Origin of the sequence: uncultured Roseobacter sp. (genome assembly GCF_947501835.1) — a bacterium.
In the GTDB taxonomy this organism is placed as follows: domain Bacteria; phylum Pseudomonadota; class Alphaproteobacteria; order Rhodobacterales; family Rhodobacteraceae; genus Roseobacter.
In genome coordinates this window covers 26501-47089 of sequence record NZ_CANMXR010000007.1, presented here as the reverse complement: position 1 = coordinate 47089, position 20589 = coordinate 26501, and the positions used below count along the sequence as shown (strand labels likewise).

Genomic DNA, 20589 nt, shown 5'->3' with positions numbered 1-20589 from the left:
AATCATGAATGAAACAAATGTATCAAAACACGTTCTGCACCAGCTCAGCGCTGTCTGGGACGCGCTGACGCCGGAGGCGCGCAAAGCCGCACGCTATGTGCTGGAAAACCCGAACGATGTCGGCGTCTCGACCGTGCGTGAGATTGCGGAGGCAGCCAATGTCAAACCCAACACCTTTGTCCGGATGGCGCGACAGGTTGGTTTTGAAGGGTACGAGGATTTCCGCGCGCCCTTTCGCGCGGCCATTCGGGCGGGATCAGCGGATTTTCCGGAGCGTGCACGCTGGCTGCAGGACATCCGCAAATCCGGCGATCTGGGTGGTCTCTATGCGGATATGGTGCAGGACGCGCTGCGCAACATCGAGGACACCTTCGCGCAGATCACAGCCGAGCAGCTCAAGACCGCCGCTGAGGCGATCTGGAATTCGCGCAATGTCTATACCCTCGGGGTTGGCGTCAACAACGCCAATGCTCGGAATTTCACCTATCTGGCCTCCACCGGCATGACGCAGTTTCATGCTATTCCCCGACCCGGATCAACGGCGGTGGACGATCTTGCCTGGGCGGATGATCAGGATGTCTTGATCGCCATGACCTGCAAGCCCTACAGAACCGAGGTCATCGAGGCCATCGCAATTGCGCAGGAACAGGGCCTGACGGTGATCGGCCTGTCGGACAGCCCGGCCAGCCCGGTCATTCTGGCGGCGGATCACGGGTTTGTCGTCGCCGTCGACACACCGCAGTTCTTTCCCTCCTCCGTCAGCACCATCGCCCTGCTGGAAACGCTGCTCTCCTTTGTCATCGCCGTTGCAAGCGACGAAATCGTGGACCGCGTCACCGCCTTTCACAAGCGCCGCCATGAACTGCAGATCTACCATGAGGCTGCCGACCGATGACGGAAGCGCTGCGGACGCTTGAGGCGCGATATTATACGGACCCGCAGATTTTCGAGATCGAGCGCAGCGGCCTGCTTGCACGGACCTGGCAATTTGGCTGCCATACCAGCCTGCTGACCAAGCCCGGAGATTACACGACCTTCGAGATTGCGGGCGAAAGCCTCTTTGCCATCCGCGGGCGCGACGATCAGATCCGCGTTTTCTACAATGTATGCCAGCATCGGGCGCATCAACTGATCTCTGGCACCGGCAGCACCCGCGTGGTGGTCTGCCCCTACCATGCCTGGACGTATGAGCTGACCGGTCAGTTGCGCGCCGGGCCGAACATCGATGCTGTCGCCGGGCTGGATAAATCAGATATCTGCCTGACCGAGGTGCGCGCGGAAAACTTCCTGGGCTTTCTCTTTGTCAACCTGGATCCCGATGCCCGGCCGATGGAAGACTGGTTTCCCAACACCCGCGCCCAGCTGGAGGAATGGGTGCCGCATTGGACGCGGCTGCAACCATTGGCGTGGGTCGATATCCCCGAGAACTGCAACTGGAAAGTCTCCATCGAGAATTACTCCGAATGCTATCACTGCGCGCTGAACCATCCGACCTTTGCCACGGGCGTGGTGAAGCCTTCGACCTACGACATCCAGCCGCAGGGCAAGTGCCTGCGCCACACCACCGAGTGCCAGAACCTGGGGGCGATGCGCTACGACATCCATTCCGGCCACGCCCACTACGACGCCTATTCCAGCTGGTTTTTGTGGCCCATGTTCAGTTTTCAGGTCTACCCCGGCAACGTGTTGAACACCTACCACTGGCGTGAGATCGACGCCGATCATGTGGTGGTCTGGCGCGGCTGGTACGCCATCGACGGGCAGGAGGACGCCACCGTGCGGCAGCTGGCAGTACAGGACCGCGAAACCACCGTCGAGGAGGACATTCACCTGGTGGAATCGGTTCAGCGCGGGCTGAAGTCGCGCGGCTACAGACCCGGCCCGTTGGTGGTTGATCCAGCTTCCGGTGTGAATTCTGAACATTCCCTCATGCACCTGCAGCAATGGATGCGGGAAGCACTTGATGGGTGAGGTCGACCCTGGCACGGGCGAGAAACGGGCAGGTTTTGGTGAGTGAACGGTCCGTTGGCGGTGTTCAAACACCCGTTGGCGGTTAAAGCGGATCAGGATATGGCCGGTAAAGGAGACATGAGGCGCTGTGGACCTTCGCCATCAAATTGAAAGGATGAGACATGAGCAGTTTTGACGAGGATCTTTTTCTAAAAGGGCTGGAACAGCGCAAGGCAACCCTTGGTGCGGAATATGTTGAGGCAAACCTTGCCGCAGCGGATGATTTCACCCGCCCCTTTCAGGAGGCGATGACGGCCTGGTGCTGGGGCTTTGGCTGGGGCGATGATGTGATCGACGCCAAGACCCGTTCGATGATGAACCTCGCGATGATCGGCGCGTTGGGAAAAATGTCGGAATGGGAAATCCATTGCCGGGGCGCGCTCACCAACGGGGTGAGCAAGGAAGAAATCCGCGCCATCATTCATGTCGTGGCGATCTATTGTGGCGTGCCGCAGGCGCTGGAGTGTTTTCGGGTGGCGCGCCGGGTGCTGGAAGAGACCTGACCGCATTCATCCGGGAAAATCACGCGCGCAGGGGATGATACCTCGCGCGCGCAGGAGAGTTTCGACAGGGGCGCTAGACGATTTTTGCCTGTGTTGCAGCGCGCAGCTCTTCCTCTGACACGCCCTCCGCGGTCTCGACAATCTTCAGCCCACCTTCTACCACATCCAGCACGCCCAGATTGGTGATGATCCGGTCCACAACGCCCTTGCCCGTCAGCGGCAGGGTGCATTCCTTCAGCACCTTGCTGTCGCCATGCTTGTTGGTGTGATCCATCACGACGATCACCCGTCCGACCCCCGCGACCAGATCCATGGCGCCGCCCATCCCCTTAACCAGCTTGCCCGGGATCATCCAGTTCGCCAGATCGCCGTTTTCGGCCACTTCCATGGCCCCCAGAATGGCCGCTGCGATCTTGCCGCCGCGGATCATGCCAAAGCTCTGGGCTGAGTCGAAATAGGAGGTCCGGCGCAACTCGGTGATGGTCTGCTTGCCTGCGTTGATCAGGTCCGGGTCCTCTTCCCCCTCAAAAGGAAAGGGCCCCATGCCGAGCATGCCGTTTTCCGACTGCAGGGTGATGTCCTTTTCGCCAACGTAGTTTGCCACCAGGGTCGGAATGCCGATACCAAGGTTGACATACATGCCGTCTTCGAGTTCTTCGGCGGCCCGCGCCGCCATCTGATTGCGATCCCAAGGCATTATGCGCCCTCCTTCTGGCGAACGGTGCGTTGTTCGATGCGTTTTTCGTGTGTGCCCTGGATCAGGCGGTGCACGTAGATGCCCGGCAGGTGGATGGTGTCGGGATCGAGCGAGCCCAGCGGTACGATCTCCTCGACCTCCGCCACGCAGATGCGGCCACACATCGCGGCGGGTGGGTTGAAGTTGCGCGCGGTCTTGCGGAACACCAGGTTGCCCGTCTCATCCGCTTTCCAGGCCTTCACGATCGACAGATCCGCAACAATCCCGCGCTCCATGATGTAGGTCTCGCCATCAAAGTCCTTGTGCTCCTTGCCCTCGGCAATCACCGTGCCGACGCCGGTTTTCGTATAAAAACCAGGGATGCCGCAGCCGCCCGCGCGCATCCGTTCGGCGAGAGTTCCTTGCGGGTTGAACTCCAGCTCCAGCTCGCCCGACAGATACTGGCGCATGAATTCCGCGTTCTCGCCGACGTAGGAAGAGATCATTTTGCGCACCTGGCGCGTCTGCAACAGAATGCCGATGCCGAAGTCATCCACACCCGCATTGTTGGAGGCAAAGGTCAGGTTCTTGGTGCCCGCATCCTTGATCGCCTGCAGCAGCAGTTCTGGGATGCCGCAAAGCCCGAAACCGCCGGCTGCGATCAGCATCCCGTCCTGCAATACCCCATCCAGCGCCTCAGACGCAGAGCCATAGACTTTCTTCATTGTGCACGTTCCTTTACGTTCAAGAAGTGACACGCTCTGGTCGAGCGCGGGCCGTATGCGTGGCCCGAATCTTTGTCCGGACATTCTTCCGAGCAGCCCGATCATGCAACCACTTTGATCCAAAACACCGCTTTTCAGGTGCGCGATGCGCGCGGATTGATGACCCACGCCGCTTCGGGATGCATATCAGCCCTTTCCGGGGGCCGTGCTAAGAAAATCCTGAACGGCGCCAAGTTCGGATTGCGCGATCTCATGACCGCCTGCGTGCCAGTGGATCCGTACGTCCGATCCCTGCGCCGACAGATATCCCTGCAAGGCCCGGGTTTGTTCGGGCGGGCAAATCGGGTCACGCTCCCCTGCGGAAATCAACACGCGCGTCTTGCGAAGCTCCGGTTGCGGCGCCGGTTGCCACGGGATCAACGGGTGCAAAAGCACCACCTCCTGCACCAGATCAGGCTGCGCCAACATGACCGAGGCCAGAATATTGGCGCCGTTTGAGTACCCCAGCCCGATCACGCGCGATGGCGCCAACCGCGCAACATGCGCGCCCATGAAATGCGCCATGGCATCGGTACGCGCGGCCAAATCGGCCATATCGTAAACACCCTCGCCCGTGCGGCGAAAGAACCGGGCGGCGCCCTGCTCTGATACGTCGCCACGCGGGGAGATCAAATGCGCACCGGGCAGCAGATGGGTTGCCAGATCATGGAACTGCGCCTCATTGCCCCCGGTGCCGTGAAAGGTGAAGACAAGGGGTGTATCCCCTTGTCCCAAGGTCTCCTTATATACGTAACTGTCATGCGACATGAGGTGTCCTCACCCGGCAATCGGTTGCAATGTACGCTCAAGTGTCGGGCGCAGATGTTCGTGCTGCATTGGCAGCTTCAACGCCTGACCCAAGTTTGCCGTATCTTCATCCCGATCGAAACCGGGCTCATTCGTCGCAATTTCGAACAGAACGCCGCCGGGGGTCTGGAAGTAGATCGCCCAGAAGTAGTCGCGATCAATGACCGGCGTGACCTGGTAGCCGGTGTCCATCAGCGCCTTGCGCACCTCCAGCTGTGCTGCCCTGTCTTCAACCGCAAAGGCGATGTGATGCACGGACCCCGCCCCCTGTCGGGAGGGTGCCACATCAGGCAGCGCCTCAAGGTCGATGGTATTGGCACCGGTCCCCTCCGCGACTGCAAAGCGGGTGATGTTTCCCGCTTGATCGACTTTCTGGTAGCCCATGAAGCCCAGCAACTCTGCCATTGCCCCATCGTCCTGCAGCCGCATGCCAGCGGAATGAAACCCGCGGATCGCATGATCTTCGGCGACCCCGTTTCCTGTCCACGGTGCACGTGTATCCTCCTCGATTTCAGCAAGCGCAAAACCTTCGCCATCGGGGTTTTTGAACGTCAGACGCCTTTCCCCGAAGTGGTCCTGCAGGGCCAGTCCGTCAGCCTGATATGCGGCAAGACGGTCCTGCCAGAACCCCAGCGACCCTTTCGGCACCGAGAAGACGGTTTCGCCAATCTCTCCAGTCCCTTGACTGCCACGGATGATGTTGGGGAACGGAAAATACGTCATCACCGAGCCCGGCGTGCCCACCTCATCCCCGTAGTAAAGATGATAGACATCCGGCGCGTCAAAGTTGACGGTCTTCTTGACCCGGCGCAACCCGAGGGCTTGGGTAAAAAAGGTATTGTTCTCATTTGCATCCGCCGCCAGCGACGTCATGTGATGCAGGCCCTTGATTTGGTTCAGCATGTCTTGCTCCTTTCGGTAGTGCGACCCTGCGGCCGCAACAGCTCCTGTTTCTGAACCCAAGATAGGGAAAGCCAACTGTTGCGATAAGCGGCGGATTATGGAAGTTATTATCCCCAAAAATGGGACAATATCATGGCCGGACACCTGGAACGCATCAAGACCTTCTTGTCGGTCGCCAATGCGCAGAGCTTTTCCGCCGCCGCGCGGGCGCAGAACAGCTCCTCCTCGGCTGTGACACGCTACATTGCCGAACTGGAAGAAACTCTGGGGGTTCAGCTTTTCGTCCGCACCACGCGAAAAGTATCGCTCACCCAGGCGGGCCTGCAATATTACGATAAGGTGCGCCCGCTGGTGACCGATCTTGCCCTTGCCGATGATCTGGCGCGGGCGCATCAGGACGCGCTGACCGGTGCGCTGAAAATCAGCTGCCCGCTCTCCTTTGGTACCCGCTTTCTGAAAGACCCCCTGACCGAATATGCGGTATTGCACCCCGGCGTCGATTTGCGGGTAAACCTGACAGACAGCTTCGTCGATATCATCAAGGATGACTACGACATGGCGCTGCGAATTTCTTCGGCGCCCAGCGACAAATCCACCATCTGGCGCAAGATCAGGCCCGCGCCGCGCTGTTTGGTGGCCGCCCCCGCCTATCTTGCCGGTGCTGCGGCTTTGAAGATACCGAGTGATCTCAGCAACCACGCCTGTCTGGGCTATACCAACCAATCCGAGGGCGAGGTCTGGCAGTTGGCGCATGTGACCGGGAATACGGTCCGGCCCACGCGCGTGCCGCCCGGATTTGCCTGCAACAACGGCGATCTGATCGCGCAAATGGCCGTTGCTGGCGCGGGCATTGCCTTGCTACCGCGTTTCATTGTGCAGGATGCCATCGCGACAGGCGCATTGGTGGAAGTTCTTAAAGAGTGGCGCGCGCCGGAGATTTGGCTGACAGCGTTTTATCCACCCTACCAGAAACTGCCGCTTGCCATCGATCAGTTCACCGAAGTTTTCGAGCGCCACGCCCACGATTTTGACCTGTAACGCGCGACGCAAATTCCCCACACCCCCTGATCGATCATGGCCATTCTGCGTGGAAAATGCGCAGACGGGTTGCAATGGCAGACAAGAATGCGGACAGTTTCACCACGAAACCGCGCAAAAGACGCGTTTCCGGCGCATCTGCATCGCCGCCGGGACTTGAAGGGGGGCAGAGCCAATGGACACCGCGAGAGCAACGGGAAAAGCCTCGGGTCTGATCCTGCGCACGGTGCGCATATGGTCCGGCCTGTTCCTTCTGGCTTTCGTGACCACCCACCTGCTCAACGTCAGCCTTGGGGTGATTTCTATCGATGCGATGGATGCGGCCCGGCCGTTCCTGTCCGGCCTCTGGGCCAACCCGACCATGGGGCCGCTGCTGCTCAGCGCGCTTTTCATCCATTTCTGTCTTGGCCTCTGGGCGATCTATCGGCGCCCGACGCTGCGCACAAATCTACAGGATCTCGTGCAGCTCTTTTCCGGCGTGATCGTGGTGCCGCTTTTGGCGACCCATGCGGTGGGCGTGTCATCGCTCAAGCTGAATGGCGTCACGTTTGACTATGCTGCGGCGATCAAATTCTTCTGGTTGGGCCAACCGGCAATCGGGCTGTTGCAGGTGATCCTGCTCTCCGTTGTCTGGGTGCATGGGTGTGCAGGGCTGTTTACCTGGCTGCGCGCAAAGGAAAGCATGCGCAATGTGCTGGGCTGGCTCTACCCCATCGCGGTCGCGGTTCCGGTGCTGGCGCTTGTGGGGTTTGCCGAGGCCGGGCGCGGCGCTCTGATCGAAGCGCAAGCCATGCAAAACGCCGCACCGACCTATTCGGAGGCGCCCCCCGAATACGCCGAGACGCCAGCCCCCAGCGCGGCCCCCAGAGTGCCATATGAGGTGATCAAAGAGGTCACAAATCAGGTGATTTGGGGATCGCTCGCCCTGGCTTTGCTCACCTTCGCGGCCCGTGGGGTGCGGGTGGCCCTGCATACCTCCGAAACCGTGCGCCTGCAGCGCGGTGATACGCCACCGATCGAGACCACATCCGCGCTGAGTGTCTATGATAGCTTTCAGGCGCATCATCAGCCGCACGCCGGTCTGTGTTCGGGGCGCGGGCGTTGCGGCACCTGCGCGGTGCGCATCCTATCATCGGAGTTCCCGCTGCCGGACCCGAGCGCTCTGGAGGCCAGAACCCTGGGCCGCCTCGGGGCTGCGGAGGATGTGCGACTGGCCTGCCAGCTGATCCCCTCGGGTGGTTTTCTGCAAGTTGAGCCGCTTTACCCCGCGGATTACAGTTTCAAGGACGAGGACTATGCCCGGGTAGAGCCTCCGCACTCCTCGGAGGTCCCGGCGTGATGCTCTGGCGACAGCTGCGTGCGTGGAGCATCGCCGCCGTCTTGCCGATGATCGCAACCATCGCCGCTGCGCAGGAAACAACACCCGTCGCCCCACCTTCGGCCAATGATCTGCACGAATTCACCCGGCTGCTGGCAGATGAACGCATCCAGAACTGGATACAGGATCAGGCGGATGGCGCGGAAGCCGCCGCCCCCGAGACGCGCAAAACCATCCGCGCTCAGTTGCGCGAAGCGACAGACAGGGTCAATGCCCGTGTGGATGACCTGAGCGCAGCCTGGGCCAGCTTTGATCAGGCGCCGGAGGTCATTGCCGCCCGTTGGCGTGAACAATTGACGCCAGACAGACGCGTGCGCAGCCTGACCTTTGCGCTGATTTTCCTGTTTTTCGGCGCCGGGTTGGAGTGGTTGTCCCGCCAATACACCAACCCGTTGCGCCGACGGATCGAGTTTGGCACCTTCAGACGCCCCCGCGAACGGCTCTATGCCGCCCTCACCCGCACCGCCCTTGCGCTGACAGGGCTCGCGATGTTTGCGATTGGCAGCATCGGCGCGTTTTCCATCGTGTCATGGCCGCCCCTCCTCTATACGCTGATCCTGGCCACGCTGATGGGGATCGTGTCGGTCCGGGCCATCAACACGCTGATCAAGCTTTTCCTCGCCCCCAAGGTTGCGCAGCTGCGGCTGCTGCCTGTCGGGGACCGGATGGCCCGTGTCGTGGGTCGCACACTGATGATCTTCTCGGCGATGCTGATCTTCGCGATCTCCCTGATCGACGTCTTCGATCAGTTGACCACGGCAGATGTGCCAGGCGCTGTCTCTCCTGAAACGCTTTCCGTCGCGGTTCTCTTTGCCGTCTTGCTGCTGGTCGCCAGCCTGATTGCAATCGCCCTCTGCTTTTCGCAGGCGAAAAAGCACACCGGACTGATCTCGCACCGGTCCATGGCGCGCTGGCGGGTGTATCTGAGCCTGTTGAGTGTCTTGATCTTTGCGACCTGGCTGGTTGATACACGCGCGCTGATGTGGACAGTGGGGGCCATCGGTCTGACGATCCCGATGCTCAAACTGCTGAAGGGCTGGACAAATGTGGCATTTGACCAGGCCATCGCGGATTTCACCACCAAAGCAGAAAAGGCCCGAGCCGCCGAAACCTCCCTCGACCCCGAGGAGATCATGAGCGAGGAAGAAGCGCCGCCAGAACCTGAGCCCATCGTTGATCCCTATGAAACCTACCGCCCGATTGCCCAAAGGCTGATCCGCTTTGCGGTCTTTGTCGCCCTGGGCCTGACACTTGCCCTGATCTGGAATGCCGGGGTCTTTGAAAACTCCGAAACGCCCACGGTGGCACAGCGCATTTTCTCCATCCTGATCGACAGCGCCGCCGCCGTCCTGATCGCCGATCTGGTCTGGACCTGGGGCAAAACATCCATCGACCGCCGACTGGCCGCCTATAAACCCCCCGAAGATGGCCAGGCACCTGGTCCGGAGGCGCGCATGGCCACGCTGCTACCGCTTTTGCGCGTGGTGCTGATGGTGACCCTGCTCAGCATGGTCATCATGTCAGTCCTGTCGTCGATGGGGGTCAATATCGCGCCCATCCTCGCAGGTGCCAGCGTCATGGGCATCGCCATCGGCTTTGGCGCGCAATCGCTGGTCAAGGATGTAGTGTCGGGCATTTTCTTCCTGATCGACGATGCCTTCCGCGTCGGCGAATATGTCGAGATCGATCAGCTGCGCGGCACGGTCGAAAAGATCTCGATCCGGTCCTTGCAGATCCGCCACCACCGCGGCGCAGTGCACACCCTGCCCTTTGGCGAGTTGAAATCCATGACGAACTATTCACGCGACTGGGTGATCATGAAGCTGGAGTTCCGCGTGCCTTTCGACACCGATCTGCAGCTGGTCAAGAAGATCGTGAAAAAAGTCGGGGCCGAGCTCAAGGCCAACGAACACTATGGCGATTCCATTCTCGACACACTGAAATCACAAGGCGTCCGGCGGATGGAAGAATTCAACATGGTCGTCGGCGTCAAATTCATGACCCGCCCGGGCGAGCAATGGCTGGTGCGCCGCGATGCCTATCAAAAAGTGCGCGATGCCTTTGAGGCCAATGGGATCCGCATGGCCGAGCGCAATGTGAAAGTTGAAATCGCGGGTGATGAACACCTGACCGAAGACGAGCGCAAAGCCGTCACCGCAGCGGCCCAGGAGGCGGTGACCCAGCCCCTCAAGCCCGGTGTCATTCCGGATGAACCCTAGGCGCGTTTGAACTTGCGCACGGCCACCTGTGCCGACCGGCGCACCACCGCTTTCAGATGGGCGCGGTTGAGATCCGCCAGCGACAGCGGGTTGCCCGGAGAGGTCACCACCGCGATCAGCATGGCATAGTCGCTGGGACCGGCATGGGTCAGATCCACGGTAAACTTGACCGCGCGCGGCGTGCGGGCGTCCACAGGTGCGGTGGGCTTGCCCCGCCCAACATAGGTCAGACCCGCCACAGCGGCGGGGGAATTGCCCTGCACGGTCTCCTGAACGAAAGTGCGCCAGGGGTTCGTCATCGCAAACCCGCTCAGGTCCCCGGACGGCGCACCGCTTTGCAAAAACAGGTCGATGTTCACATCGCTGCCCGGCACCGGGGTCGTATGGCGATGGTGCACCATCGCAAAGACGTCATGCACCGCCTGTGCGTATTGCACTGCTTCGGAAGCCGCCAGCAAGTCGGCCTCATTCGGCAACCCCGGATCCCACGGATGTGCGCCCGTGGGCAGAATGATCAGATCGGGGCTTTTGTGAAAGGTCTGGTCGGTCACATTGTCCAGCGGGCTCAGCGCCGTGGCGGGCAATTCCATGCGGCCCGTGTCATGGGGCACCGTGCGGATGAAGGTTTTGCCCACAGAGGTCGGTACGTCGGAAATCTCCCGCTCCCAGACCCCGCGCGACACCAGCGCGGCGCGCAGGAATGTACCGGCCGTCGAGACGGAGATGCTCAGGTCCTGCACCATAGTTTGCGGCAAACCTTCCATCGCCGGGCGCCAGGTCCAGCTGGGGTGTTCGCCGCTACGGTCAATCTCCCCATGCCACACGCCAATGCGATTGCCGACATAGACGTGATCGCGCGCTTCGGGGTCGACGATCACGCAATGCGCCCCCGCCGGGGATCCGCCCGTCCCGCTGCCCGCGTCCAAAGGCGCGTTGCGCAGGCCGGTGGGATACCAGCGCCCCTGCCCGTTATACCACCACAGCGTGTCGAATTCCGGATCGCTGACAATATCGCCGCTGGCATCTTCGCTGCGCTGACCGGTAGTGGTCACATAGAAGGTCTCCCGACCGGACACCGTGGCGTCGTGCACCGCAATATCGGTCCAGGCGCTGGTGGCGGGACGGGGTAGATAATCCAAGAACGGGTTGGGGACGTCGTCATCTTTCTTGCTCTTGGGCCGCTCAACCCCGGAGGACGTGCTGACCACCGAAGTCGCAATCGGCGTCCAGACCTGTGGCCCTGGGGTGACGGCGCGGGCGGAGCGGAAGATGCGTATGGTGCGCGTACACAGCACCAACAGGGCCGTTCCCTCATACTGATCTGCCGTGTCGCCTTCCTGCAGGATTTCGATCCCGAGCACCGGGTCGCGGACACCGCCTTCGGTCAGCCAGTCCTGATTGAGGGCCGCGGCGGCGTGACCATCTGTCAGGCTGGGGATCGTGACCCAATTCATATTGGTGGCGGCATCACGCCATTTGTCGGAGTACCAGATGCGGTTCGTGCCCAGAAACAGCCGTGCATCCGCATTGTCGGTGGCTGCCGCAGCGGCCCCCTGAGAATAAAAGCTCGACCGCTTGCCTTCGTCGGTTTCCGCCGTTGTCGCGGGATCCGTGCGCACCACCGGCCCCCAAGGGGTCATCGCGCTTGGCTCAAAATTCCACGAGGCCTGCACATATTGCATGACCCGTTGATGCGGCTGCGTCGGGTGGAAGAGGCACCCGCCGCCATCGCCCTTGCGCTGCAGCGACCAGACCGTATCGCCAATGCGTTGAATGGCACCATTGTCCTGCGTCCCGGCCATCATTGGCCCGTCCAGCGCGGGATGCGAGGCGATGTAGCCGGGTTCGGCAATCGCGAGCCCCGCGTTCATCGCGCGGGTCGTACCGCCGGAATGTCGGAAGACGCCGCCATCGCAGCCCACCCAGATCGTGCCGCCCACTTCCGTCAGAATATGCACATCCGGGTGCATGCCGAGCCCGATATAGGTAGAATCGATCACGGCAAGGTGTTGATTGCCCGGATCGAAATCCGTCGTCAGCCCGGCGCCTGATCCTGTGATGGTCAAATCGAACAGCGCTGCGTTCCAATCGACGTAGAGCTCCAGTGACCCGCCGATTGTCACCACGTCGTCACTGCCCACTTTGCGCACGACAATCGCCTGATCGTAATCCGCCTGGTCATTGCCGGTGGTGATCAGATTGCCCGCCCCATCCCGTCTGACGCGCGACACAAAGAGGCCAACCGGTACGTTCTGCACCACCGGCGCACTGTTCGTGCTCTGCGACAGATCCACCTGCCACAGGGCAGCATGGTCCAGATTTGTGGCAGGCTGGAACGGACTGGGGACCTTGCCCAGCACATACATGCGGTCGGTGTCCGGGGCTGCTGCGATGCTGGTGCGTGTTTTTGGCTGCATGTTCGCCAGAACGATACGCTCGAAGGGTCCACCCAGACCCGTCGGCGACCGGTAGAGCCCGTCCTGAGCGCCGCTTCCCGCCAGCGTCACCCAGAGGCCCTTGTCGTTCCAGACCACGTCCGAGCAATAGGGATCGCCCGGCAGATCGGCAAAATTGGTGGTTGTGAACTCTACACGATCCCAATCGCTATCTTCGTCGAAATCCCCCTCGCGCGACCACAACCCGTTGGAGGCCGCCGCCACCAGGGTCCCAGCACCCGCCAATGTGGGCGTCACGGTCGGGTCGGCTGCGAGCCGGAAAATACCGCGCCCGGCGAGGTTCTTGGCCTCGCGGGTCCAGGGATTTTGCAACGGATTGGCCAGCGCATCCGGCAAGGTGCCGCTGAGGCGCAGCACGCCAAGCCCCCCCAGCTTTCTGCCCGGAATTTCCGCCAGCCGCGGATTGCTTTCGCCGGTGCCGACATAAACAATGTCCTTGGCAGGGTCATCAGCCGCACCGGTCTTGCCAAATACGACCCAGAGCGCCCCGATGGTCAGCGACAGATCTGACCGATCAGCGGTCGGGGCCAGCCCGGCAGCCCCCAACGGCACCCAGGACACCCCGGCGTCAGCGGAATACCAGACCCCGCCGTTGGCGCTGCCTACATAGATACGCTGGCCGTTTGGGCTGACCTTGATCGCGCGCACGCGGCCTGCCACCACCGGATTGCCCTCGGCCTGCCCGTTGGTCATGATTGACGGGCCCAGCGGTATCCAGGTGCGGGCTTCGTCGAAATTAGCCTGGATCACGTCATCAAGCTCTTCGAGATCCCCCAACACCCCGCCCGGCAGTCCGATACCGCGATCCCGCGCCGCCTGTTCCTGCCGTTGCGCCAGCATATCAGGCGATTTGGAGAATTCGCGTGGCCAGTTGTAGCGGGTCATCAGCTATCCTCCCCGATCTCCGGGCCGTCATCCGGGGTGATGCGGATATAGCCCTCTTCGACAGTGGCGCGGCCTGTGGGCAGCACGGCGGCCTGCGTGGCGGCCAGAATAGGATCGTCGCGCCAGGTGATGGGCGTGCCGCGCCGCGTCCATGTCTGATTGGCGCCAAAGGCCGCGATCTTGGGCAGGCGCACCTTGTCCGGATCAATGATCACCGGGCCAATGCGCGCCGAGGGCGCCACGCGCCCCAGCCCCGGCGACACCCAATCATTCAGCAATTCCAGCGACTTGCGCGGCAAAAACCCGGTGGTTGCATGCACCCGGGCAGACGGATGCATCAACAGCGTAAGCCGCAGTTTCTGCCCGACATGAACGCCCAAAGGTTCCCCCGCCCCGATGTAGGGGGCATCCAGCGGATTGGGTGCGGGTAGGAAACCGGCCCCGACCTGCGCCGACACCCCGCCCATGATCGCACGGAACCCGGCGCCCTGACGGCTGATGCGTGCCGCTTGCGCGACCTCTTTCTCGATCAGGTGGAACAGCCCGTAGTCCTCCCCGATGAAGAACCCGTACAGCCCGTCATGCCCCTTGGCGATCTCCCCCAAACGCACCTTGAATTCCTGCGATTTGACCGCATCGAATACTGCCTCGCGGATCAGATGTTCGCGGATATCATCCGCGCTGTCGCCAAATGCGCCGGTTTTTGACAGATCCGCCGGAATATCCAGCCAAAGTTGCGTCATGACCACCGCGATGGGCCGTCCGACCAGCCCGGCAATAGTGGCCCCCGAGGAGGCGAGACTGCTGTCAACGCTCCAACTGGTGGTATCGACCGCGCGCAGAAAGGCACTGAGGGGGCTTTCTTTTTCCGCGTCAGCCTCCGAATTTCGCTGCAGAATATCGGTTTCGATCATGCCTTGCGCAATCCGGCCACAAAGCCGTGCGGAGGCGGGCAGATCCGCCATCGGGGACCCAGACGCGGGCCCGTCCCGCCCGACGCCGCCCTCCCAGATCAAACCGCCGGTCACCGGATCATGCAGAACCTCCCCCAGGGGCTGCCCGGTCTGGTCGAAAAACTCCACGGATTCGTCGATGAAGTCCGGCAGCACATAGCCCGAGATGGGGTTGATCATATTGGCGGGCGTCGATTGATCCAAGCGCGCCTCGGCCGGGGTTGCGGAAGTGTCTGCGGGATCCACAAAGCGCCACATCAACCGCGCAGGCAGCGACAGACGCGGCGGCATGGCCAAGGCCGGGTCCCCTGCTGCCGTCTTGGTTGCCAGCGCCGTGGGCAGCGTGATCTTGGTCGTTGGCACCTCCCGGAACCGGCCAAAGCTGTCGACGATCCGGGCCCGCGACAGGCGCAGCGTCCCATCGGCAATCAGATCGGGCAATCCGGCCTCCGCCAATGCCGTCGCCACCGATTGCGGCGCTTGCATCACCTGGCCATCGGGCCCGGTATCGATGGCAAGCCACAGGTCGTTGATCCGGTCCAGCGTGATCGACCCCAGATCGGCATTGCGCAAAAACACCGAAAGATCGGAGAGTGTGCGTTCATGCCCCTCGTTGATCTCGCCCTCATTCGTCGCATCGCGCTGGTTTTCCGCGATCAGATAGGTGTCGATGACCGACTGATAGGTGCGTGCCAGCCCGGAGGTGATCACGGAGCGTCCACGCAACGTGATCGTCTTGCCCTGCGGCTCAGCCTCGCCTGCAAATTCGATGCGCCCCAGCGTCCATCCCTCAAACCCACTGCCCGGCGCCAGCTCAACCTCCCACTCCAGCCAGACCGGCGACCATGGCTGCACCCAGCTGGTCACGGCCACCGGGCTCGGGTCGCGCCCCTCGGCGAGGGAAAACCGGCGCATCGCGTCACTCAGGGCGATCTGCGTCGCCATTGAGGTTTCACCACTGCCCCGCGCGACCGGTACGATGCCGTCGTAAACCCCGTCCGGCGAATAGCGCAGCGCCATCTCCCCGCGCACACGGTTCTGCGTGGGCCCGACCTGATCGTCCCGCACCACCGCTTTGATCGCGGCAAAAATCCACGGCATCATGTATAGATCATCCATAAAGCTGCTGCGCAGGATGCGGTTGGTGATCGCGGGCACATGGGTGTTGATCAGCACCGGCACATAGGTCGAGGCCTGGTACCCTTCGCCGTATTTCTCCTTCAGCTCCGTCGACCAGCGACAGATCAGTTTGTTGTCTTTGGTGAAACGGCCATCGCCCAGAAACCGCTGGGTACGTCCGTAGTTGCGCAGCCCGATGACCGGTGATGTGGGCCGGTGATACCGCGGACCCGGGCGTTTAACACGCCGACGCTCAGGCGCATCGTCCAGGATGCTACCCTTGCGCTTGTATTTGATGTCCTCGGCCCGCCGCCGCAGATCTTCCTGATCCGAGGAGGTTTTGCCCCGTTTGCGGCCATTCCAGATCACATCTGAACGCGGCGCCGCACCCGATTTTGCCTTGGCTTCCTTGGTCCGCAGCGGTCTGCCTGCTTTCAGAGCGGACTGCTGGCGCGAGATGATGACATCCTCGTAGGTTTCCGGCCCCTGAAACGCCTCAAACCCATCGGCGTGCTCGGCTTCATCCAGCGCCACGATGCCATCGCGATTGCCGACGTTCATCAAGGATGTATTGGCCACCGCCGTTAGCAGACGTTCAAAATACTCTTTCTTCGGGCCGGTGCGAATGCCCATGCCACTGGCGGCCTGCGCCGCGATCAACCGTTCCAGCGTCGGGGCCATCGACAGTTCGATCCTGGACGCGCCGGGCGCTGCATCCTTGGCCACACCACCGGTCACCGGCACGCCGTAAACCGCGCCATGCAACACGGTCTCATACCGGGCACGGGTGCGGCGCAGCACGACCTCGTCCATCTGGTATTCCTTGAACCCCGAAAGCAACCCGATCTGCGAGGAGCTGAGTTTCAGCGCGCTGCGCACATCGATACCTGTGGCGTCCATCTCGGTGTCTTGCCGGGCCGTCGTGAGCTGCCGTTTGGGTGATTGCCACTGGGTGATGAAGGGGGCGGTTGAGGCCGACCAGTTGAACTGCGCGATCCGCCGCGGCACCGAATAAGGCAGGCTGATGCCGCTTAACGGATCATTGGCACGTTCCGCCCACCAGCCGATCACCACGTAGCTGGCCCGTTTTGTCATCACCTGCCCGGTCTGCAAACCGTCCAATGGGTCGTGAAAGGCAAAACGGTTGAGACTGGCATCATAGGAGGCCGTCCAGTTCGGCGAGCCGCCGACGATCCCGGTCAGCCCCTCGGGCTCCAGTTTATGCGCCAGACTGGCCGAGGGCGTATTGGGATATTTGGGCAGGTCGAACACACGCCCGGTGTCAGCCTCGATCATCCAGGATTTCAGATCCACCTTGGTGCGCCCGCTGCGCCCCGTCATCCGCACCACCAGCCAGCGGTTGGGCAAGGGGCGCATTTGCACCGGCGCATCCTTGTCTTCGACCATCTCGCCCCGCAGCAAGCCATCGGGTAGCGCCCAGTGCAGATGCACGCCCTTGGCCCGCGCGCGCGGTGTTGAAAACGGCTCCGTCACCTTGCCCTGATCGGCGCCCTCACCCAGCTCCAGCGGCAGACGCACATAGCGTTCGCTATGCGACGCAGGCACGTAAAGCGCCTGCACATCCACCGGCACCAGCAACGCGGGATCCGGCACCACCGGGGGTTTGGGAAAGAGCACATTGGCATCCACGACACGGTCCTGCACCGTCGTGGCCAGCGTCCAGTTGCCACTGCCGAGAATGGCGTTCATCAGGTCCGGCTTGATCCGATCCGCCATGTTCAGTCCTCCGCAATCTTCAGTTTCAGTGCCGCCGTATATCGGGCCGCGACCTTGCCAAGCGTCGGTTTGAAGGCGTCGTTCTGCGTCGCCGTGGTGCCCACGTTCTGGGCAAAGACCTGCCGGTAGGGAAAGCGGATCATCTGCATGGCAAACTCCGCGCCGCTCACAGGGTCATTGGGCCCGGCGCTCATATTCGTGGATGTGGCGGCGGCAAAGGAGCGAGCGGTGTTGCTGAGATCGAGCACCCCCGCAGCCCCGGGGCGAAAGCTCACCGGGATCTGTTGCGCTTGCGTCGGCAGGTCTTTTTCGACACCGCTGGCGTTGACGTAGTTCCCGGTTTCGATGTTACGGGCCGGCACGGTTGCGGTTGTCCTGCCGCGCGCGCTGGTTTTCAGATTGACGCCGAACTGAATGCCTTGCCGGGGTTCTTCGATGTGCAGCACCTTGGGTATGCCATCAAAGAGCGCCAGCAGAACAGCGGGCGACAGCCGCTGCAGCCGCAAGAGTTTGATCCGGCTGGGATGGGATTCCGGCACGATCTCCGCGTCATTGGGCGCAGGTTCATTCTTGTAGGCCCGCACGTGCAGCCCGGGCCACCCCGCCACCGCCGCCGAGCGCAGCAGGAACCCGGTCACCACACCGGCCGTACCGCGCAGCACCGGCTCGCCCCCCGGCGCGCGGTACTGCCGTTCGGCGTCATCCACCTCCCCCTCGATCTGCGGATAAAGCTGCTCTAGCTGGCCGCGCTCGATGGTGTTGGTGGTGGCCACGCTCAGCGCGCCCTGCACCAGCGCATCGGTCCAGGCACGGTCCAGATAGAAGAACCGGATGGATTCGTTCGGCAACAGCTCGGTATCGGGCACCAGATTGTTGAACGGCACTCCTTCCAGCATCCGCAGCTTGGCCAGAAATGTCAGGATTTCGGGCGGCGTGATGGTGCCCCCGGCGGTATCGCCCGTGGTGTCGAAAACCGCATCGGCCAGGAGTTGCAGCGTCATGTTCTGGGAAAGCGCCATGGTCAATTCCTCTCGAAACGGTCTTTGACGAAACTGTCGAGCGAGGAGAAATCGCTCAGGTCCTTGACGGTGTCGGCCCTGATGTCTTTGGCACCAATCACCGTTTGGGCCAGCTCCACCAATCCCGTGGACAGCACGTCATCCAACTGCGTCTCGATCTCGCCATTCAGGTCAATCTCTGAAGTGCTCATCTGCCCGGGCTCCGACGCCTGCAGCTGGGCGAAGGCATCGAGGTTATCCGGCTGGGCCGCGATCTGATCGATCAGCGCGCGGTCCATGCCCAGCCCTTCCGCCAGGAACCCGTTGAAATCACCTGCCAGCCCCTGCGCCTTGACCCCCGGGGTCACCAGCTCCACCGGGGTCGAGATCGTGCGGTCCCGCCGCAGATCCAGCGCCGCGATGATCCCGCTTTCGAGCAGTTGCGGGATCAGCCCTGCTCGGATCGCATCCAGAATACGCGCGTTGTCGAAATCATTGATCAGCGTGCCCAGGATATCGGTGCTTTGCCTAAAGATCGTTTCCTGGCTCACCCGCGCGCGGCTGGCGCCAAACCGTTCGGCCCGCCAGCGTTGCAGCGCGGCGACAAAGGACGGCTGCGACATCGCCAGCAGACGGCCCGTCTCGAAGGCTACGGCGAGCGAGACATCCTCGCGGCCATCCGGCGTCATCATCCGCAAATGATCGCTGATATGGGCCAAGACAGGGAATTGCGCCTCCTCCGCCAGCGGATTGCGCAGCAGCTGGTGGGGGGAGAAGGCACCGCGATACCAGGCATTGGCGTTCTCACCGGTGCGGGTCAAATGCGGCAGACCAACATGGCCGGTCTCGGCCATCTCCAGCGGCAATTGGGTGACGGGCGCCGCGCCCGGATCATCCCCGGTGACTTCGGGCACGCAGTCCGGCAGGGCGCGTTCGTAACCACCCTCGGCCACGGTGCCCAAAAGGCCCACATCCAGCGAACTCATCAGCTGCTGGAAACTGCCCGCACCCGCACAGGTAAACCGCCATGAGGTCAACACCGGAAAGCGGTAGAATTTCTCGGCAAAGAGCCGGTCAAGCGGGAAGTTGAAGCCTGAGAAGGTCCCCTCGACCCGCCGCACCTGCGGCTGTGCGGCGGCGTCCGTGGCACGCGCAACGGTCGAGAAATCGCCGTCCAGAAAGGAGATGGAATCCATACGGCCCAGTACGTTCAACCCATCCGACGTGGCCCCGGCCCGGTCGATCAGAGTGCCATTGTGAAACACCACCTCACCCCGCCGCACCGCATCGGCCATCGCCCCCGCATTACTCAGATCCAGCAGGCGCGTGTCGGTGCTGACCTTCTGCGGCACCGCGGTCCCTGAGGACACCGAAGCGGCATAGGTGGCGACGGTCCCGTTCAGGAACAGATCGGCCATTTCGTAGAAAGGGCGCGGCGGCGCGGGTGCGGGCAGCACGTCCAGCTGGTTTTCGAGGTTGATCAGACAGGCGGTATAGGCCTTTGGCTTGCAATTCACCGTGTCATATTGCGGCATTCGGTTGGCGATGACGACGGCCAGAAAGCCATCCTCATCCCCCATCGCGTTTTCGGTATCATCCGGGTTGACCTCGCGCACATGGGTCAGCAGCGACAAATCCTGCACCGTCGGGAAAATCTTGTCGACCGTCGATTGCGGCACCGACAGGTAGCTGGCGCGGGGCGTGTCGATGTTGCCGGTCAATGTCTTGGGCGGGGTGATGCACTCCTCCCACGGCTGGTCGTGTTTGATCTCCCCTTCCCCCTCGGCGATGACCACCAAAGCCATCCAGGGGGTGGTGTCCTCCACGGTCTGACCATGAAATACCGTGCCCGCTGCCGCCGCCCGCCGGTCCCAGGGCAGTGTGCGCTTGCGCAGCACAATCTGCGGCAGACGCGCCTCATAGGCCCCTTCAGAATTCGCCGGCGGAAAGGTCATCAGCGCCTGATCGGGGGGCAATTTCAGGCGCGGGGCGGTGACATTGAAATGCATGTCATGCGGGGCCACAGGCAGGCTGGTGTTATCCGTGACATCCACGTCGAGCGTCGAGCGGATCTTGTAACTGCCCGCGGACAGCGGGGGCACGATGCTGTCGTATAAGTAGAATTTACCTCTGGCGACCATGT

The 20589-nt window shown here is 62.0% G+C and carries 14 protein-coding genes; 6 read left to right on the top strand and 8 right to left on the bottom strand.

The annotated features are described in order from the left end of the window. Window positions 1-4: 4 nt before the first annotated feature. The 3 genes from Q1A20_RS15125 (at window position 5) to Q1A20_RS15115 (ending at window position 2513) form a co-directional block, all read left to right on the top strand. Window positions 5-895, top strand: coding sequence for a MurR/RpiR family transcriptional regulator (locus Q1A20_RS15125; protein ID WP_299405769.1), 891 nt, complete (start codon window positions 5-7; stop codon window positions 893-895). Next, window positions 892-1971 carry an aromatic ring-hydroxylating dioxygenase subunit alpha gene (locus Q1A20_RS15120; RefSeq protein WP_299405772.1) on the top strand — a complete coding sequence of 360 codons (1080 nt, stop codon included), beginning with the start codon at window positions 892-894 and terminating at the stop codon, window positions 1969-1971. Before Q1A20_RS15125 ends, Q1A20_RS15120 begins: the two co-directional genes overlap by 4 nt. 161 nt (window positions 1972-2132) lie before the next feature. After that, the gene (locus tag Q1A20_RS15115; RefSeq protein ID WP_298970562.1) at window positions 2133-2513 is read left to right on the top strand and encodes a carboxymuconolactone decarboxylase family protein; all 381 of its coding nucleotides are present in this window, start codon (window positions 2133-2135) and stop codon (window positions 2511-2513) included. A gap of 73 nt (window positions 2514-2586) precedes the next feature. Here Q1A20_RS15115 and Q1A20_RS15110 read toward each other — a convergent pair whose 3' ends face one another. The 4 genes from Q1A20_RS15110 to Q1A20_RS15095 form a co-directional block, all read right to left on the bottom strand. Continuing rightward, the gene (locus Q1A20_RS15110) at window positions 2587-3210 is read right to left on the bottom strand and encodes a CoA transferase subunit B (protein WP_298970560.1); all 624 of its coding nucleotides are present in this window, start codon (window positions 3208-3210) and stop codon (window positions 2587-2589) included. Then, a complete protein-coding gene (locus Q1A20_RS15105; RefSeq protein WP_299406619.1) occupies window positions 3210-3914 on the bottom strand; it encodes a CoA transferase subunit A in 705 nt (234 codons plus the stop codon). Before Q1A20_RS15105 ends, Q1A20_RS15110 begins: the two co-directional genes overlap by 1 nt. 186 nt (window positions 3915-4100) lie before the next feature. Then, entirely contained in the window at window positions 4101-4721 is a 621-nt protein-coding gene (locus Q1A20_RS15100) for an alpha/beta hydrolase (protein WP_299405776.1), read from the bottom strand. A gap of 9 nt (window positions 4722-4730) precedes the next feature. Next, window positions 4731-5663, bottom strand: a complete 933-nt coding sequence (locus tag Q1A20_RS15095; RefSeq protein WP_299917407.1) for a VOC family protein — start codon at window positions 5661-5663, stop codon at window positions 4731-4733. Between the two features lie 132 nt (window positions 5664-5795). Here Q1A20_RS15095 and Q1A20_RS15090 point away from each other — a divergent pair, with 132 nt between their 5' ends. The 3 genes from Q1A20_RS15090 to Q1A20_RS15080 all read left to right on the top strand — a co-directional run bounded on the left by Q1A20_RS15090 (window position 5796) and on the right by Q1A20_RS15080 (window position 10298). Then, the gene (locus tag Q1A20_RS15090) at window positions 5796-6701 is read left to right on the top strand and encodes a LysR family transcriptional regulator (protein ID WP_299917405.1); all 906 of its coding nucleotides are present in this window, start codon (window positions 5796-5798) and stop codon (window positions 6699-6701) included. A gap of 175 nt (window positions 6702-6876) precedes the next feature. Next, on the top strand, window positions 6877-8040 hold the full coding sequence (locus Q1A20_RS15085; protein ID WP_299917404.1) for a 2Fe-2S iron-sulfur cluster-binding protein: 1164 nt from the start codon (window positions 6877-6879) through the stop codon (window positions 8038-8040). Beyond that, window positions 8040-10298 carry a mechanosensitive ion channel domain-containing protein gene (locus Q1A20_RS15080; RefSeq protein WP_299917680.1) on the top strand — a complete coding sequence of 753 codons (2259 nt, stop codon included), beginning with the start codon at window positions 8040-8042 and terminating at the stop codon, window positions 10296-10298. Before Q1A20_RS15085 ends, Q1A20_RS15080 begins: the two co-directional genes overlap by 1 nt. Here Q1A20_RS15080 and Q1A20_RS15075 read toward each other — a convergent pair. The 4 genes from Q1A20_RS15075 to Q1A20_RS15060 are packed head-to-tail and all read right to left on the bottom strand — an operon-like array spanning window position 10295 to window position 20587. Then, window positions 10295-13639 carry a hypothetical protein gene (locus Q1A20_RS15075; protein ID WP_299917402.1) on the bottom strand — a complete coding sequence of 1115 codons (3345 nt, stop codon included), beginning with the start codon at window positions 13637-13639 and terminating at the stop codon, window positions 10295-10297. The genes Q1A20_RS15080 and Q1A20_RS15075 overlap by 4 nt on opposite strands. Then, entirely contained in the window at window positions 13639-17448 is a 3810-nt protein-coding gene (locus tag Q1A20_RS15070) for a hypothetical protein (RefSeq protein WP_299917399.1), read from the bottom strand. The genes Q1A20_RS15075 and Q1A20_RS15070 overlap by 1 nt, the downstream gene beginning before the upstream one ends. A gap of 2 nt (window positions 17449-17450) precedes the next feature. Beyond that, entirely contained in the window at window positions 17451-18467 is a 1017-nt protein-coding gene (locus Q1A20_RS15065) for a hypothetical protein (RefSeq protein WP_299917396.1), read from the bottom strand. 2 nt (window positions 18468-18469) lie between these two features. Then, the gene (locus tag Q1A20_RS15060) at window positions 18470-20587 is read right to left on the bottom strand and encodes a hypothetical protein (protein ID WP_299917393.1); all 2118 of its coding nucleotides are present in this window, start codon (window positions 20585-20587) and stop codon (window positions 18470-18472) included. Between the last annotated feature and the right edge of the window lie 2 nt (window positions 20588-20589).

What these genes read in the sequence shown, in the direction of transcription:
- Q1A20_RS15065 (WP_299917396.1), bottom strand. Translation starts at nt 18,467, where the DNA reads ATGGCGCTTTCCCAGAACATGACGCTGCAACTCCTGGCCGATGCGGTT.
- Q1A20_RS15095 (WP_299917407.1), bottom strand. Translation starts at nt 5,663, where the DNA reads ATGCTGAACCAAATCAAGGGCCTGCATCACATGACGTCGCTGGCGGCG.
- Q1A20_RS15070 (WP_299917399.1), bottom strand. Translation starts at nt 17,448, where the DNA reads ATGGCGGATCGGATCAAGCCGGACCTGATGAACGCCATTCTCGGCAGT.
- Q1A20_RS15105 (WP_299406619.1), bottom strand. Translation starts at nt 3,914, where the DNA reads ATGAAGAAAGTCTATGGCTCTGCGTCTGAGGCGCTGGATGGGGTATTG.
- Q1A20_RS15125 (WP_299405769.1), top strand. Translation starts at nt 5, where the DNA reads ATGAATGAAACAAATGTATCAAAACACGTTCTGCACCAGCTCAGCGCT.
- Q1A20_RS15120 (WP_299405772.1), top strand. Translation starts at nt 892, where the DNA reads ATGACGGAAGCGCTGCGGACGCTTGAGGCGCGATATTATACGGACCCG.
- Q1A20_RS15090 (WP_299917405.1), top strand. Translation starts at nt 5,796, where the DNA reads ATGGCCGGACACCTGGAACGCATCAAGACCTTCTTGTCGGTCGCCAAT.
- Q1A20_RS15080 (WP_299917680.1), top strand. Translation starts at nt 8,040, where the DNA reads ATGCTCTGGCGACAGCTGCGTGCGTGGAGCATCGCCGCCGTCTTGCCG.
- Q1A20_RS15075 (WP_299917402.1), bottom strand. Translation starts at nt 13,639, where the DNA reads ATGACCCGCTACAACTGGCCACGCGAATTCTCCAAATCGCCTGATATG.
- Q1A20_RS15060 (WP_299917393.1), bottom strand. Translation starts at nt 20,587, where the DNA reads ATGGTCGCCAGAGGTAAATTCTACTTATACGACAGCATCGTGCCCCCG.
- Q1A20_RS15085 (WP_299917404.1), top strand. Translation starts at nt 6,877, where the DNA reads ATGGACACCGCGAGAGCAACGGGAAAAGCCTCGGGTCTGATCCTGCGC.
- Q1A20_RS15100 (WP_299405776.1), bottom strand. Translation starts at nt 4,721, where the DNA reads ATGTCGCATGACAGTTACGTATATAAGGAGACCTTGGGACAAGGGGAT.
- Q1A20_RS15115 (WP_298970562.1), top strand. Translation starts at nt 2,133, where the DNA reads ATGAGCAGTTTTGACGAGGATCTTTTTCTAAAAGGGCTGGAACAGCGC.
- Q1A20_RS15110 (WP_298970560.1), bottom strand. Translation starts at nt 3,210, where the DNA reads ATGCCTTGGGATCGCAATCAGATGGCGGCGCGGGCCGCCGAAGAACTC.